Below are 14834 nucleotides of genomic sequence, written 5' to 3'. Positions count from 1 at the left end.
AACTGCTGGTGATTATATCAGCGAGGTCAGAGATGCCAACCGTGAAATTTCCAGATGGGGCAACAGGCGGCTATCCGCAGCGGTAAGCAGGTCAGCCCCCTCCGGCTTGATCCAGCACGCCTGCATGCCGCAGCGGATCGCGCCGGCGACATCGGTGGTCAGATCGTCGCCGACGTGCAGAATCTCTCCCAGCGGGATATTCAGGCGCTGGGCCGCCAGATGATACATATCGTTGAACGGCTTAGAGCGCCCATGCGGACCGGCGCGCAGCACGAATTTAAAGTAGTCCCCCAGGCCGAACAGTTCCGGCTGGGCGTTGCCGTTGGTGATCGCCACCAGCGGCCATTTTTCAGCAAGCGCCGCCAGGGTGTCGTGGGTCTCCTGCGGCACATCGATACGGCTACGCCACTCGGCAAAGTGACGCATGGCGGCCGTTGCGCCCTCGGCCGCCTCCTGCGCGGAGAGGCCTGCGTCCAGCATCGCCCGTTCAACCGCGCGGCGACGCCATTCGGTAACATCGTGGTAAATATCCGGTTCGGTTTCACGCAGCGTCTGGCGAATACGCTGCAGATCGGTATTTTCCAGCGTATTCAGCAGCGGATGATACTTCTGCACAAACAGCATGGACTCACGTTCGGTACGGGAGATCACCGGGCGGTTATCGTAGAGCGTGTCATCAAGATCGAAGGTGAGCGCCGAAATCTGGCCCACCGGACGGTAAAATCGCATTATTTACCCCGTTTAGCGCGTGGGTGCGCCGCATCGTACACCGACGCAAGATGTTGAAAATCGAGATGCGTATAGATTTGCGTGGTGGAAAGGTTAGCATGGCCCAGCAGCTCCTGCACGCCGCGCAGGTCGCCGCTCGACTCCAGCATATGGGTAGCGAATGAGTGGCGCAGTTTGTGCGGATGGACGTGGCTGTTCAGCCCCTGTTTGATGCCCCATTCAGCGAACCGCTTTTGTACATTGCGCGCGGAGATACGCTTGCCCAGCTTCGACAGAAACAGCGCGTCATCATCGGTGCCGAACAGGCCGCGCAGGTCGAGCCAGTGCTCAATCCATACCACCGCGTTGCGCCCGATGGGCAGGCGACGCTCTTTACTGCCTTTGCCCAGTACCCAGACTTCGCCGCTCTCCAGATCGAGGTGCTTAATATCCAGCCCCACCAGCTCCGATAAACGCAGCCCGGCGCCGTACATCACCTCCAGCATCGCCCGGTCGCGCACCGCCAGCGGATCGTTCAGATCGATATCCAGCAGCCGGTTAACGTCATCTACGTCAATATTCTTCGGCAGGTGGCGCGGCGTTTTCGGTGCGGAAATGCCCTTTGCCGGGTTTGCCGGCAGTTCGCCCTGGCTGACCAGCCAGTCGAAAAAGCTGCGTAACGCGGAAAGGCGCAACGCCAGGCTTGCCGCCCCCAGCCCTTTGCGGCGGCTGCGCACGGCAAAGGCCCGCACGGCGGCGGCATCGCACTGCTGCCAGCGCTGTAAACGCATCTCTGCGGCAAGGCTGATTATGGCGTCCAGCTGACGCTGATAATTGAACAGGGTAATAGGGCTAAGCTGGCGCTCTACCCCCAGGTACCGCAGAAAGCGGGCGACATCCTGCTGCAGCGGCGAGTCGCTCATACGCGCTCGATCCAACGCTCCAGCAGGTCTGGCAGCATCATCGCAATCTCTTCTAACAACTGCGTGCCCTGCCCGTGCTGGTAGTGCTGCGGGTCGCGGCTGCTGAATATCACCACGCCGAGGTCGGCATTCGGCCCCATCAGTGAAACGGCGGTAGAGCCGATGGCTTTCGCCTCCGGCAACAGCAGTAACAGTTCAGGCCCGTTAAGCGGCCCCAGATAGTGCTGCTGCTGGCCCAGACGCTGAATGCGTAGCGGTTCGAAGGCCTGGCGGGAGAGCGCAAGATGGGTGTAGCCCGAAGGCGCGCCCAGACGCCAGCGGTCCGGGAACAGGCGCACCGTCGCCCCCGCCAGTCCTAAATCTCTGGCCCAGCGCTGAAAGCGGCTGAGCATCTCATCCAGGCTTTTGGCAGAAGCCAGCTTGCCCTGCAGACGCAGCAGACGGTTAAACAGGCCTTCGTTAGCGCTGGCCTGCTCCATCAGCAGCGTCATGTTCTCTTCCAGCACGTTAATATGGTTACGCGCCCGCGCCATATGCCATTCAACCAGCGAGATTGTTCCGCGCACGGGGTGCGGAACCTGAATCTGTTCAACGGCTTGCGCGTTACGGATAAAGAATTCAGGATGACGCAACAGGTATTCCACCACCGCGCTGTCGTCCAGTTCGGCCAGAATCTCCTGCTGCTCTTCCCCAACCTGCTTCATAAATGAATAAACCCGTCATAAACATGTGCCGCCGGGCCGGTCATAAATAACGGCTGGCCTGGCCCTTTCCACGCGATATCCAGCCGACCGCCGGGCAGTTCGACACGGACTTCTTCCGCCAGTAGCCCCTGCTGGATACCCACGGCGACGGCCGCACAGGCACCGCTGCCGCAGGCCTGGGTTTCGCCCGCGCCGCGCTCATAGACCCGTAAACGGATATGGTCGCGTTTTACGACCTGCATAAAGCCGATGTTGGCCCGTTCAGGAAAACGCTCGTGACTCTCCATGACCGGCCCCAGCGTTTCAACCGCGGCGGTATCGACGCTCTCCACCTGCATCACGCAATGCGGGTTGCCCATCGAGACGACGCCGCACAATATTGTCTGTTCTGCCGCGCGCATAATGTAGGTTTTTTCCGCTTTGTTAGCGCGAAACGGCACCTGCGATGGCTCAAAGTCAGGCTCGCCCATGTTTACCCGCACCAGTTCGTCTTCCGTCACGCTTAATACCATGCGCCCGTTCGCCGTACTGACACGAATATCACGTTTATTGGTCAAACCTTTTAAGCGGACAAAGCGGGCGAAGCAGCGGGCGCCGTTGCCGCACTGGGCAACTTCGCTACCGTCAGCGTTAAAAATGCGATAGTGGAAATCGAGGTCGGGATCGTAAGGCGGCTCCACCACCAGCAGCTGATCAAACCCTACCCCCAGGTGGCGATCCGCCAGGCGGCGAATCAGCTCAGGGGAAAAGAAGACATTCTGCGTTACCGCGTCGACGACCATAAAATCGTTGCCAAGGCCATGCATTTTAGAGAACTGCATCATCTACTCCATTTCCGCGAATACAGTACGGGAACCTTAATAGGTTACCTGCGTCGGCCCATCATCAATACCGCGATCGTTACGATCGGGCGTCGTCGACTGGATAGTAGGTTCAATTTTCTTCGTTGGCGGCGGCGCGCTTTTATCCGCTGGCGGAAAATAGAGCGGGCCTTTAAGGCCACAGCCCGTCAGGCTGAATAGGGTAATTAGCACGGCCAGCGTTCGACACACATCTTTCATTGTAGGTTGCCTGTTAGTTCATCCTTTCTGCTTTCTATCATCGCAGGAGAAGGCACAAAAGCAAGAGTTTGCACATGCTCTGTACCGGGAAATGTTTCGCGCTATACTGCCGCCATCACGTAAAACGGGAAACGACAATGAACGACAGTGAATTTCATCGCCTTGCCGACGGCCTCTGGATGACCATTGAGGAGCGCATCGATAACTTTGACGGCGACGCCGATATCGACTGCGAAATCAACGGCGGCGTGCTCACGCTGACCTTTGAAAACGGCAGTAAAATTATCATCAACCGCCAGGAGCCGCTGCACCAGGTGTGGCTGGCGACGCGTCAGGGCGGCTACCATTTCGATTTAAAAGAGGGTGAGTGGGTGTGCGACCGCACCGGCGAGCCTTTCTGGGACTTGCTTGAGCAGGCAGCTACCCAGCAGGCGGGCGAAGCGGTGAGTTTTCGCGGCTAACCTGTAGCCCGGATAAGGCGTTACGCCGCATCCGGGTTCCCGGGCGACCGGTAAAAGGTCAGGAGAAGTACTGCTGCAACAGCGGCGTGTCGTTATCCTGATTCGCCGGCGGCAGGGGCGCTATCGCCTGATTCCGGAACGGAATTACCTGCGGGCGACCGTCGACATCCACAATCTGGTAGAACTGCGGTAGGTTGAAGTTGATAAAGCTGGAGCCGTAGGTGAAACGATCGTGAGATGACGAATAGAAACGGCTCACGTCACGCACCAACTCCTCTTTGCTGCCCTCGCAGTGGTGATACACCTCCGCGCGGTTGCTCTCATCCAGAATGTAGATGTTAAAGCCGTCATCGCCGGTCTCTTCAAAGAAGAACTGAATAATCCCTTCGCTGGCAAACCCATCCACTACCTGCGGCAGCCGGACGTGGTTTGTCTCCACCTGAACGGACAGGCCGTGCAGTTTGTTATTGGAGATAGCGCCGTAGAACTCAATGGCGTTTTCCAGCTTCTGCACCGAAACATTCAGGCGCTCAAAGAATAGGCCCCATGTCTGCCCGGCCACCCGCAGCGCTTTAAAGCGACCGGTGTCCTGCCGGGTACTGGAGAGACGCAGTTCAATGCACTCCGACACCAGCTGCTGTACGCGAGTGCGAATCAGGCCGCGCAGATGCTGGCTGTAGCAGAACACTTCCACGCTATCCGGCGGCGCGGCGTCCTGGTGCATTTTGCCGAGGATAGTTTTCAACGCTTCGATCATCGCCTGCTCGCCGTTGAAATGCAGCGTACGCACTTCATTCCACGAGTTACGGTAGAGCAGATCGACGCTGCCCACCAGGCAGTTCTGCTGCTCGCCAAAGCTGAACACATCCAGCTTACGGAAATCAAAGTGCACCACCTGGTTGCGGAACGCCGCCGTCGGGTCATATTCCAGATTGACGATAATCGCCAGGTGGCGGATCTCACAGGGGCTGTAGAGCGCTTTTGGCGTTGGCGCAGGCAGACGCAGCGGGAAATGCTGGGAGACATTCGCCACCATCTCCTGCAGTTTCGCCAGATCGACAATGCCGTTACCTTTGATATAAAGGTGCGTGCGCGAGGTGAGCAGGCCGTTAAACCATGCCCAGGCCACCAGCTTGTTGAGATAGCGGTTATATTCCAGCGGCTGATGGCTGACAATCGAGTCCATATTCGGCGCACGGTTGTACAGATACCAACCCGCGCGGTTGGCGCGGCCTGCCGGCACATGGATAAAGGTTAAATTCGGTTCTGAGAGGTCCGGGGAAATTTGCGGGTTCACCAGCGTCACTTTACCCGGCAGCGCTTCAAACGCGGCGTACAGCTTACGGGTCAGCACGCCGATATCCTGCGGGCTGGCGGACACGCTCAGGTTATTGCGGCGCGCAAAGCGGATCAGATTACGGTAGCTTTGCATCATGGCGTCGAGCAGTTCGTTGTGCGCTTCCCGCACCTGATCGATCTTCCAGTTTGCCCGGTTATCCAGCATGGTGAGACGCGCGTCGTCCCATCCCCACTCTTTCACTAACTGACTGACAACTTCACGCCGCCAGCCGACGCAGGCGCGCTCACGGCTGAGTTTCTCGCACACTTTTAAGTAGAAACAGCGGCGCACCAGGTCCAGACGGGTGGTGTCTTCGATCGCCGTCAGATAGTGCGTGACCCGCTCCAGCATCATGCAGTAGTGATCGAGACCAAAGGAGACGATTTCGCCGTCGTGCAGACGCTGTTTGATGTCTTTCGCCAGCAGGCGCGTATTGGGGTATTCCCAGGAATAGGCTTCCAGCAGCAGTGTTTTCAGTACGGCTTTATAGGGCGAGTCGATACTTTTATAGAGCTGCCAGAGGCTGGCGCCAAAGTACTCTTCGGCGGAGAGCGAACTCAGGCCGCCCAGGTCCAGCCACTCGTTTGGCGTAAGGACGCCCTGCGCATAGAGCGTCATGACGTAATCGTCGTAGTGCTCTTCTTCGTCGCACGGCACCATATTCCACAGAATACGCTTGCCGGCCAGCCGTACGGCGGTGCGGTAGAACTCATCCAGTAACAGGATATGCTGGGTAGAGCCGCAATCTTCGCCCCCCAGGCTGCCGCTTTCGTTATGGCGAAAACGGTTCTCATCGATCAGGAAGAAGCTCACTTCCACGCCAAGAGAGGCGGCCCAGCTTTCCAGCAGGTTACATTTACGCTGCAGCAGGCGACGCTCTTCGTTATCGAGCCAGGCCTGGTGACAAACCCAGATATCGAGGTCAGAAGAGCAGCTCTGCCCTACCGATGAGGTACTCCCCATGGAATAGACGCCGGTAATAGGCAGCTCGCCTTTCGGCGACTCCTGCGGCGGCATACCACGATAGAGTTCGAGTTCGTTGAGGTAGTGCTGTTGGGTTTCATCAGGCGTGTAGAGGCAAATGCCTTTTGGAACGTTACCCTCAAGGTAACCCGGCATTAGCGGATGATGGTAGTGCAGCAGTGTCGGCAGCAGGCTGTAGACCTGCTGAAAAGCAGGACCCATGGCAGCAAGCGCACGATCCACGCGCAGTTGGTTGATGGCATCCAGCCTCTGTTTCAGAGTCTCAATATAGAGGTACAAGACGTATCGCCTGATGTTTACAGATGTTCAAAATGGCCGTCACCCTTTTTCGCCCTTATCTTTATGGTGGTAGAGACGAAAAAATGGTCTAAAACGTGATCAATTTAACACCTTGCTCATTGACCGTAAAGAAAGATGCGCTACATACCAGTGTAGCACCATTCGTAACGTGTAAATTCCGAATTACGGCTGAGGTTGTCATGCCCCGTGGCGGGATAAGGCTGGCTGAACCTGCGCAATCACCGCGAACACTGACACCCTAAGGCAACAATGTTAGGATGGTCAAGGGACGATAATGACGGTAACAAGCATGTTAGACAATGTTTTAAGAATTGCCACACGGCAAAGCCCCCTCGCCCTCTGGCAGGCACATTATGTTAAAGGGCGTCTGGAAGCGCACCATGCGGGCCTGCGGGTTGAGCTGGTGCCGATGGTCACGCGCGGCGACGTCATCCTGGATACCCCCCTGGCCAAAGTGGGCGGTAAGGGGCTGTTCGTTAAAGAACTTGAGCTGGCGCTGCTGGAAAATCGCGCCGATATCGCCGTGCATTCAATGAAAGACGTGCCGGTCGAGTTCCCGGAAGGGCTGGGGCTGGTCACCATCTGCGAGCGGGAAGACCCGCGCGACGCTTTCGTCTCAAACCACTATCACGATCTGGACGCCTTGCCTGCGGGCAGCGTGGTTGGCACGTCAAGTTTACGCCGTCAATGTCAGTTGGCGGCCCGCCGTCCCGACCTGGTTATCCGCTCGTTGCGCGGCAATGTCGGCACGCGGCTGGGGAAACTGGATAACGGCGATTACGACGCCATTATTCTGGCGGTGGCCGGGCTTAAACGGCTCGGTCTGGAGGAGCGCATTCGCTTCGCGCTACCGCCGGAGCTTTCGCTGCCGGCGGTAGGCCAGGGGGCGGTAGGTATTGAGTGCCGCCTGGACGATTCGCGCACGCGTGCGCTGCTTGCCCCGCTCAACCATGACGAAACCGCGATTCGCGTCGCCGCCGAACGCGCAATGAACACCCGCCTTGAAGGCGGCTGTCAGGTGCCGATTGGCAGCTACGCCGAATTAAAAGAGGGCGAGCTCTGGTTACGTGCGCTGGTGGGCGCGCCGGACGGCTCCGCGATTGTGCGCGGCGAGCGGCGCGGTAACCCTGCCGATGCCATTCTGCTTGGCGTTTCGCTGGCCGAAGAGCTGCTGGAAAACGGCGCGCGTGAAATCCTGGCCGAGGTCTATAACGGAGACGCTCCGGCATGAATATCCTTGTCACTCGCCCCTCCCCTGCCGGGGATATACTGGTGAGCCGACTGCGCGCACTGGGGCGGGCGGCATGGAGTTTCCCGCTTATTGAATTTTCCCCGGGCCGCGAGCTGCATACCCTGCCCGCGCGCCTCGCCACGCTGGACGCGAATGCGCTGGTGTTCGTGCTGTCGCAGCAGGCGGTCACCTTTGCCGACGCCTGTTTAAAGCAGGCGCATGCCGTCTGGCCCACCTCCCCCCGCTATTTCGCCATCGGGCGCGCCACTGCGCTGGCGCTGCATACCACCAGCGGGCTGGAGGTTCGCTATCCCCTTGACCGGGAAATAAGCGAAGTCTTGCTACAATTACCTGAATTACAAAACATTCAGGGTAAACGTGCGCTAATCTTACGAGGAAATGGCGGGCGTGAACTGTTGGGCGAGACCTTAACATCACGCGGCGCTGTTGTAGAATTTTGTGAATGTTATCAACGTAATGCGAAAGCATACGACGGCGCGCAGGAAGCCATGCGCTGGCATACGCGCGGTATTGATACTCTTGTCGTCACCAGCGGCGAGATGCTACAGCAGCTTTACGCGCTCACACCCCCCTGGTATCAGGAAAACTGGTTACTTCGCTGTCGGCTGCTGGTCGTCAGCGAGCGTCTGGCGCACCTCGCCCGGGAAATGGGCTGGCAAGATATTCAGGTCGCTGATAACGCAGACAACGATGCGCTGCTTCGCGCATTACAATAACACTCATAATGGGAAGCCATAATGACGGAACAACAACACTCCTCTGCCACGGTTGAAGAGACAAAACCGGTCGATGTTTCTACGCCGCCGGAGAAACCCGGTAAGAACAACCGCGCCGGTAAGGCGAGCCTTGCGCTGAGCGTGATTGCTATCGCCATCGCGCTGGCGGCGGGCGCAGGTCTTTATGGCTGGGTGAAACAGCAAACCACCACGCTTCGCGCCACCAACGATGAACTGGCGAATCAGGTCATCGCAATGCAGCAAGCGCAGGATAAACAGAAAGCCGGTCTGGAAGAGGTCATTAAACAGCAGGCAACGCAGCTTGATGAAGCTAAGCGTCAGCAGGAGTCGCTGGCCCGTCAGCTTGATGAAGTGCAGCAAAAAGTGGCGACCATCTCCGGCTCCGACGCGAAGACCTGGCTGCTGGCGCAGGCCGATTTTCTGGTTAAGCTGGCGGGACGTAAGCTCTGGAGCGATCAGGACGTCACCACCGCTGCCACCCTGCTGAAAAGCGCCGACGCCAGCCTGGCGGATATGAACGACCCCAGCCTGATTACCGCGCGCCGCGCGATAACAGACGATATCGCCAGCCTGTCTGCGGTAGCCCAGGTGGATTACGACGGCATCGTGCTGAAGCTTAACCAGCTTTCTAACCAGATTGATAACCTGCGACTGGCTGATAATAACGATGACGACACCCCGATGGACGCCGACAGCAGCGAACTGTCCAGCTCCATCAGCGAATGGCGGGTTAACCTGCAAAAAAGCTGGCAGAACTTTATGGACAGCTTCATTACCGTTCGTCGCCGCGATGAGACCGCCGTTCCGCTACTGGCGCCCAATCAGGACATCTATCTGCGCGAAAATATCCGCTCACGGCTGCTGGTAGCCGCCCAGGCGGTTCCGCGCCATCAGGATGAGACCTATAAACAATCGCTGGATAATGTCTCTACCTGGGTTCGCGCCTATTACGACACCAACGATGCCGCGACTAAAGCCTTCCTCGAAGAGCTGGATAAGCTGGATCAGCAGTCCATTGCGATGGACGTGCCGGAAACGCTGCAGAGCCAGCCGATTCTGGAGAAACTGATGCAGACGCGCGTCCGTAACCTGCTGGCGCAGCCCGGCGTTGCCGCAGACCAGAACGCGGCGGAACCAGCGCCGCAGCAAGCGCCGCAGGGAGAATAATCATGCTAAAAGTATTGTTGCTCTTTGCGCTGCTTATTGCAGGGATCGTATTAGGCCCGATGGTGGCCGGCCACCAGGGCTACGTGCTTATCCAGACGGATAATTACAACATTGAAACCAGCGTTACCGGGCTGGTTATCATCCTTATTCTGGCGCTGGTGGTGCTGTTTGCGCTGGAATGGCTGCTCCGCCGCCTGTTCCGCACCGGCGCGCATACGCGCGGCTGGTTCGCCGGACGCAAGCGTCGTCGCGCCCGCAAACAGACTGAGCAGGCGCTGCTTAAGCTGGCAGAGGGGGATTATCAGCAGGTTGAGAAGCTGATGGCGAAAAACGCCGATCACGCAGAGCAGCCGGTGGTGAACTACCTGCTGGCGGCGGAAGCGGCCCAGCAGCGTGGCGACGAAGCGCGCGCGAATCAGCATCTTGAGCGCGCCGCCGAGCTGGCGGAACGCGACCCTATTCCGGTAGAAATCACTCGCGTGCGTCTGCAGCTGGCGCGCAACGAGAACCATGCCGCGCGCCACGGCGTCGACCGGCTGCTGGAAATAACGCCGCGTCACCCGGAAGTGCTGCGTCTGGCGGAACAGGCTTATCTCCGCACCGGCGCGTGGAGCTCTCTGCTGGATATCATTCCGTCGATGGCCAAAGCGAACGTCGCCGACGAAGCGCACCGTGAGGCGTTGCAACAGCAGGCCTGGATCGGCCTGATGGACCAGGCGCGCGCCGATCAGGGCAGCGAAGGGCTGAAAGCATGGTGGAAAAACCAGAGCCGTAAAACCCGTCATCAGGTTGTCCTGCAGGTGGCGATGGCGGAGCATCTGATCGAATGCAACGACCATGATACGGCGCAGGCCATTATCCTTGACGGTCTGAAGCGGCAGTATGATGACCGGCTGGTGCTGATCATTCCGCGTTTGCGTACCAACAACCCGGAGCAGATCGAAAAAGCGCTGCGCCAGCATATCAAAACCCAGGGCGATCGCCCGCTGCTGTGGAGCACGCTGGGCCAGTCGCTGATGAAGCACGGTGAATGGAAGGAGGCAAGCCTTGCCTTCCGCGCCGCGCTCAAGCAGCGCCCTGACGCTTTCGATTATGCCTGGCTGGCCGATTGCCTCGATCGCCTGCAGCAGCCCGAAGAGGCCGCCGCGATGCGCCGCGACGGGCTTCTGCTGACGCTGCACAATAATCCTTCCGCCTGATAAAAAGGGGGCCGCCAGGCCCCCTTTTTATTGCCGCCCGGATAACGCGTTTTGCGCCGATACGGAATGCCACGCAAACTGCGTACTCCCCTTAATCTTTGCACCTGACACGGCACAAAAAAGTGTGTTACCGTGCCAGCATCTTCCTTAACGGAGCTTTCCGCCCAATGTAACGATTCCCCGCTTCGATGTTGTCTGGTAATGCAGCCCTGCTGCAGGCATTCACTCGTTTTTGGGAATCGTTATTATGAACACCCTTCTCGCTGCGCTCGTGCGCGCGCTACGGGCTCACCGCTGGCTGCGGCTGTTGCTCTGCGCCTTTGTTTTATCCTCGTTAGGCAACGGCCTGACGCAGGTTCTGATCTTTGGTCAGCTACTTCGCTGGCAGGCTTCCCCGTCGGTTCTTACGCTCGCTTTCCTGTTCGCTACCCTGCCCGGTTTTGTTGGGAGTCTGGCGGGCGAAAAGCTTTGCCGTCGGCTATCGCCGCTGCACCTGCTCGTACTCGCAGAGGCGCTGGGACTGCTCGCTCTTATCCTGCCGCTGCTCGGGCTTCTTCATCACAGTATTTTCGCCTTATTGATGGTGCAGTCCGTCGAAGCCATGCTGTCAGGGCTCGCCTGGCCTGCCCTCGCCCTGCTCTTCAAACGCGGCCTCTCATCGCAGGAGCTACCCGCCGCCACGGCAATGGAAAATGTGATTTTTGCGTCACAGGTGCTGCTGGGCACCGGGGCGGGCGTGCTGCTCTTTGGCCGCCTCTCGCCGTTCATTATTTTGGGCATCGACGCGCTAAGCTTTCTGGGGGCGATAGGGCTGCTGGCGCTGACTGCGGGCGCTTTCCGGGCGGGTGGCGCTACGCGAGAAGACAGGGCTGCCCCGCCGTCTGCGCTGCGCTGGGCGGCACTTAGCCGACGGCAAAAACGCAGCCTGCTGATCTTACCCTCGCTGGCGGCAGTCGGCTCGCCCGCAATGGCGCTGCTGCCAGCGCTCGCCCAGCAGATACATCCTGCTGACGCCGCCGGGCTGGCCCTGCCGCTTCTCTTCGCCCGCAGCCTCGGGCAGCTTTGCGGCCCGCTGATACTGAATGGCGATAAGCTGTCCGGGTATGCGGGTAAAAACAGGCTGTTGCTGACCTGCCTGGCGCTGTTCCTTGCGGCGTACGGGCTATTGCCGACCGCAGCCGCCTGGGCGCCATTAGCCTTAGCGCTGATCTTTATCGCCCATCTGGCATCAAACGTGGTATTTGCGGTAGGTACATTTAGTCTGCTGGAGAAATTTCCTGCGGCAACGGTCTCCGGCGCAAGCGCGAAAGCGTGGCGCTGGCAAGCCTTAACCGCCACGCTGGCAACTGCCGTTACCGCCTGGCTTGCCAGCGCGTGGGGCGCGATGCAGGCGCTGTATAGCGTCTCGCTTTGCGCGCTGCTGCTGGTGGCGGCGCTTTTTCTGCGGTTTCGGTAATCAGCCATAAAAAAACGCCTGCTCAAGAGCAGGCGTTAAAACAGGTCTGTTTGACAACATAAATGGGTGCTTCACTCAACGTTATGTCCATGATGTTTGATGAGGCCGAAGCGACATCTGGCAGTGGACGATAAGCACCGTAAACGGCTCTGCGTCATTCCTGAGTTTATGAGGCCTGAAGGCGAGCATAAGAGATGGAATGAGCATCTACACGTTTATTATTGCACATATTCCGCTACTGCGGTAATGGCAAAACCTGCCGCCGCCCTATTTTAGGAATAGCGGAAATTCAGGGCGTTTAGCGATAACTAGCGGGCGTTAGACAGGTAAAAAGCGCGCTGATTGTCGTCATTAAGAGACAGGATAAAAGAAGATTGCATTAAGAGTTTATTATCAGTAAGTTAAGTGTCGCCAATTCACGACAACCGGCGTTTAGCAGCTAATCAGAGGGAAAAGGCATTAAAGCAGGCGTTTTACGGAAAGCAGAAAACAAAAAACCCCGCTAAAAGCGGGGTTCAAAAGTGGTCGGCGAGAGAGGATTCGAACCTCCGACCCACTGGTCCCAAACCAGTTGCGCTACCAAGCTGCGCTACTCGCCGAAATACTGCTTTTTGACTTTTTGTTCAATACAAGTTGTGGTGCGAGGGGGGGGACTTGAACCCCCACGTCCGTAAGGACACTAACACCTGAAGCTAGCGCGTCTACCAATTCCGCCACCTTCGCATTCCACGAAACTTTTACTGCTAAATAATGGGGTGGCTAATGGGACTCGAACCCACGACAACTGGAATCACAATCCAGGGCTCTACCAACTGAGCTATAGCCACCACTGTAAATCTTTTCACGCGGCCCTGTGAAAACCACAGACCACCGCAGCTCAAGCGCCTGTCTTAATGGCGCGCCCGACAGGATTCGAACCTGAGACCTCTGCCTCCGGAGGGCAGCGCTCTATCCAGCTGAGCTACGGGCGCGTAGCGCCGTTGCGGGGGTGGATAGTACGGACTTCGGGCGCGACTGTCTAGTGCTTTTTTGAAGAAAATGCGCGTTTGGTTATGCTTTGCGCATTTTGCCGCTTATTCCCCCGCCCGCCCCGTCTGCGCGTGGCGGCTGAGGCCGAGCGCTTTATAGATTAGGCTTACCGCAGCCAGGAAGATAATGCCGACAAACAGCGACATACGGGTATCTTCATTAAGGCCCATCCCAACCAGGACGCAGAGCAGAAAAGCCATCGTCACGTAGTTCGCCCAGGGGAAAAGCACCGAGCGGAAAGGATGGCTGGCAATCGCCTGCCGGTGAGCATGGCGAAAACGCAGCTGGCTAAACAGAATAACGAACCACGGCACCATGCCCGGCAATACGCTGGCGCTATAGACGTAGACAAATACCCGCTGCGGGTTAGGAATGAGGTAATTCAGACAGGAGCCGATAAGCAAAATAACAATAGAGATGCTCACGCCCACCACCGGTACGCCGCTTTTCGATACCTTCGCCACCCCTGCTGGCAGCTGGCGGTTTTTCGCCAGCGCGTAGAGCATGCGCCCGCAGCTGTACATGCCGCTGTTACAGCCGGAAAGCGCCGCCGTCAGTACTACAAAGTTGATAATGCCTGCCGCCGCGGTAATGCCTATCTTTGCAAAGGTCAGTACAAAAGGGCTGCCGTTGGTGCCAATCTCGTTCCACGGGAAGATAGTGACGATAACGAAAATCGCCCCCACGTAGAAAATCAGAATACGCCACAGCACTTTGCTCACCGCGCTACGCAGCGTGACCTGCGGGTTTTTCGCTTCGCCAGCCGTAATGCCGATAAGCTCCACCCCCTGATAGGAGGCGACAACGATACAGAGCGCCGTCAGAAAGCCTTTCCAGCCGCCCGCAAAGAAGCCGCCGTGTTCGCTCAGATTGCTAAAGCCGATGGCGTGACCGCCGTTGCCGAAACCAAAGAAAATGACGCCCAGCCCGACCACAATCATCATGATAATGGTGGTGACTTTGATCATCGCAAACCAGAACTCTATCTCACCGTACAGGCGCACCGCCGCCAGGTTAGCGATGGCCACCAGCCCCACGGCGATAAGCGCCGGTATCCACTGCGCCAGCTCCGGGAACCAGAACTGAACATAGACGCCGATGGCGGTAATTTCCGAAATGCCTACTGCCATCCACATAAACCAGTACGACCAGGCGGTAAGATAGCCGAAAAACGGGCTGATATAGCGATGGGCGTAGACGGCGAACGAACCGGCAACCGGCTCCAGGAAGAGCATCTCTCCCATCGAGCGCATGATGAAAAAGACAAAAAGCCCGGCGATAATGTAGGCCAGCAATACAGACGGCCCTGCCCATTTCAGGGTGCTTGCCGCCCCCATAAACAGGCCGACGCCGATGGTCCCCCCGAGCGCGATTAATTCAATGTGACGAGACTCCAGACCGCGCTGGAGTTCAGGTTTTTTTCAGCCATATAACCTCTGTCGTGTTTACAACTTCCCCGCTGGGCGGGTTATTTTTATGAGAAAAACGTGTATCAGGCTCACAGTCATCTACGC

The 14834-nt window shown here is 57.9% G+C and carries 12 protein-coding genes, 4 tRNA genes and 1 pseudogene; 6 read left to right on the top strand and 11 right to left on the bottom strand.

The annotated features are described in order from the left end of the window. Positions 1 to 12 precede the first annotated feature (12 nt). From yigB to lptM, 5 genes are read right to left on the bottom strand one after another with little or no spacing between them, the layout of a single operon-like run. Positions 13 to 729, bottom strand: coding sequence for a 5-amino-6-(5-phospho-D-ribitylamino)uracil phosphatase YigB (gene yigB, locus ENTHG_RS22795; protein WP_044185692.1), 717 nt, complete (start codon positions 727 to 729; stop codon positions 13 to 15). Continuing rightward, entirely contained in the window at positions 729 to 1631 is a 903-nt protein-coding gene (gene xerC, locus ENTHG_RS22790) for a tyrosine recombinase XerC (RefSeq protein ID WP_044185690.1), read from the bottom strand. Before xerC ends, yigB begins: the two co-directional genes overlap by 1 nt. Next, the gene (locus tag ENTHG_RS22785) at positions 1628 to 2335 is read right to left on the bottom strand and encodes a DUF484 domain-containing protein (RefSeq protein WP_044185688.1); all 708 of its coding nucleotides are present in this window, start codon (positions 2333 to 2335) and stop codon (positions 1628 to 1630) included. The genes xerC and ENTHG_RS22785 overlap by 4 nt, the downstream gene beginning before the upstream one ends. Continuing rightward, entirely contained in the window at positions 2332 to 3156 is an 825-nt protein-coding gene (gene dapF, locus ENTHG_RS22780; RefSeq protein ID WP_044185686.1) for a diaminopimelate epimerase, read from the bottom strand. Before dapF ends, ENTHG_RS22785 begins: the two co-directional genes overlap by 4 nt. A gap of 36 nt (positions 3157 to 3192) precedes the next feature. Next, positions 3193 to 3396 (bottom strand): LPS translocon maturation chaperone LptM, encoded by a 204-nt coding sequence (gene lptM, locus ENTHG_RS22775; protein WP_044185684.1) that lies wholly within the window; start codon positions 3394 to 3396, stop codon positions 3193 to 3195. A gap of 137 nt (positions 3397 to 3533) precedes the next feature. On the opposite strand from lptM, the gene cyaY reads away from it, so the two are divergent. Continuing rightward, positions 3534 to 3857 (top strand): iron donor protein CyaY, encoded by a 324-nt coding sequence (gene cyaY, locus ENTHG_RS22770; protein ID WP_044185682.1) that lies wholly within the window; start codon positions 3534 to 3536, stop codon positions 3855 to 3857. Between the two features lie 58 nt (positions 3858 to 3915). Here cyaY and cyaA read toward each other — a convergent pair whose 3' ends face one another. Further along, on the bottom strand, positions 3916 to 6459 hold the full coding sequence (gene cyaA / locus ENTHG_RS22765) for a class I adenylate cyclase (protein WP_044185680.1): 2544 nt from the start codon (positions 6457 to 6459) through the stop codon (positions 3916 to 3918). 310 nt (positions 6460 to 6769) lie between these two features. Here cyaA and hemC point away from each other — a divergent pair, with 310 nt between their 5' ends. From hemC to ENTHG_RS22740, 5 genes are all read left to right on the top strand, one after another. Continuing rightward, complete coding sequence (gene hemC, locus ENTHG_RS22760; RefSeq protein WP_044185781.1) at positions 6770 to 7711, top strand: hydroxymethylbilane synthase; 942 nt, start codon at positions 6770 to 6772, stop codon at positions 7709 to 7711. Continuing rightward, entirely contained in the window at positions 7708 to 8448 is a 741-nt protein-coding gene (gene hemD / locus ENTHG_RS22755; protein WP_044185678.1) for a uroporphyrinogen-III synthase, read from the top strand. Before hemC ends, hemD begins: the two co-directional genes overlap by 4 nt. A gap of 21 nt (positions 8449 to 8469) precedes the next feature. Beyond that, a complete protein-coding gene (gene hemX / locus ENTHG_RS22750; protein WP_044185675.1) occupies positions 8470 to 9636 on the top strand; it encodes a uroporphyrinogen-III C-methyltransferase in 1167 nt (388 codons plus the stop codon). Between the two features lie 2 nt (positions 9637 to 9638). Continuing rightward, the gene (gene hemY / locus ENTHG_RS22745) at positions 9639 to 10835 is read left to right on the top strand and encodes a protoheme IX biogenesis protein HemY (protein ID WP_044185673.1); all 1197 of its coding nucleotides are present in this window, start codon (positions 9639 to 9641) and stop codon (positions 10833 to 10835) included. A 247-nt stretch (positions 10836 to 11082) separates the two neighbouring features. Continuing rightward, positions 11083 to 12291, top strand: a complete 1209-nt coding sequence (locus ENTHG_RS22740; protein ID WP_044185671.1) for an MFS transporter — start codon at positions 11083 to 11085, stop codon at positions 12289 to 12291. A 522-nt stretch (positions 12292 to 12813) separates the two neighbouring features. Here the strand turns inward: ENTHG_RS22740 and ENTHG_RS22735 are convergent. From ENTHG_RS22735 to thrP, 5 genes and pseudogenes are all read right to left on the bottom strand, one after another. Continuing rightward, positions 12814 to 12890 (bottom strand) — tRNA-Pro (locus tag ENTHG_RS22735). Positions 12891 to 12927: 37 nt separating this feature from the next. Next, positions 12928 to 13014, bottom strand: a tRNA-Leu gene (locus tag ENTHG_RS22730). A 28-nt stretch (positions 13015 to 13042) separates the two neighbouring features. Then, positions 13043 to 13118, bottom strand: a tRNA-His gene (locus ENTHG_RS22725). A 67-nt stretch (positions 13119 to 13185) separates the two neighbouring features. Next, positions 13186 to 13262, bottom strand: a tRNA-Arg gene (locus ENTHG_RS22720). A 102-nt stretch (positions 13263 to 13364) separates the two neighbouring features. Beyond that, a pseudogene (gene thrP, locus ENTHG_RS22715) lies at positions 13365 to 14741 on the bottom strand (bifunctional threonine/serine APC transporter ThrP); the annotation flags it as partial. Positions 14742 to 14834: the final 93 nt, after the last annotated feature.

Source organism: Phytobacter massiliensis JC163, assembly GCF_000321045.1.
GTDB lineage: Bacteria > Pseudomonadota > Gammaproteobacteria > Enterobacterales > Enterobacteriaceae > Phytobacter_A > Phytobacter_A massiliensis.
This window is presented reverse-complemented; position numbering and strand designations above follow the sequence as displayed.

Coding starts and splice junctions, on each gene's coding strand:
- yigB (WP_044185692.1), bottom strand. CDS start 729: ATGCGATTTTACCGTCCGGTGGGCCAGATTTCGGCGCTCACCTTCGAT.
- xerC (WP_044185690.1), bottom strand. CDS start 1,631: ATGAGCGACTCGCCGCTGCAGCAGGATGTCGCCCGCTTTCTGCGGTAC.
- ENTHG_RS22785 (WP_044185688.1), bottom strand. CDS start 2,335: ATGAAGCAGGTTGGGGAAGAGCAGCAGGAGATTCTGGCCGAACTGGAC.
- dapF (WP_044185686.1), bottom strand. CDS start 3,156: ATGCAGTTCTCTAAAATGCATGGCCTTGGCAACGATTTTATGGTCGTC.
- lptM (WP_044185684.1), bottom strand. CDS start 3,396: ATGAAAGATGTGTGTCGAACGCTGGCCGTGCTAATTACCCTATTCAGC.
- cyaY (WP_044185682.1), top strand. CDS start 3,534: ATGAACGACAGTGAATTTCATCGCCTTGCCGACGGCCTCTGGATGACC.
- hemC (WP_044185781.1), top strand. CDS start 6,770: ATGTTAGACAATGTTTTAAGAATTGCCACACGGCAAAGCCCCCTCGCC.
- hemD (WP_044185678.1), top strand. CDS start 7,708: ATGAATATCCTTGTCACTCGCCCCTCCCCTGCCGGGGATATACTGGTG.
- hemX (WP_044185675.1), top strand. CDS start 8,470: ATGACGGAACAACAACACTCCTCTGCCACGGTTGAAGAGACAAAACCG.
- hemY (WP_044185673.1), top strand. CDS start 9,639: ATGCTAAAAGTATTGTTGCTCTTTGCGCTGCTTATTGCAGGGATCGTA.
- ENTHG_RS22740 (WP_044185671.1), top strand. CDS start 11,083: ATGAACACCCTTCTCGCTGCGCTCGTGCGCGCGCTACGGGCTCACCGC.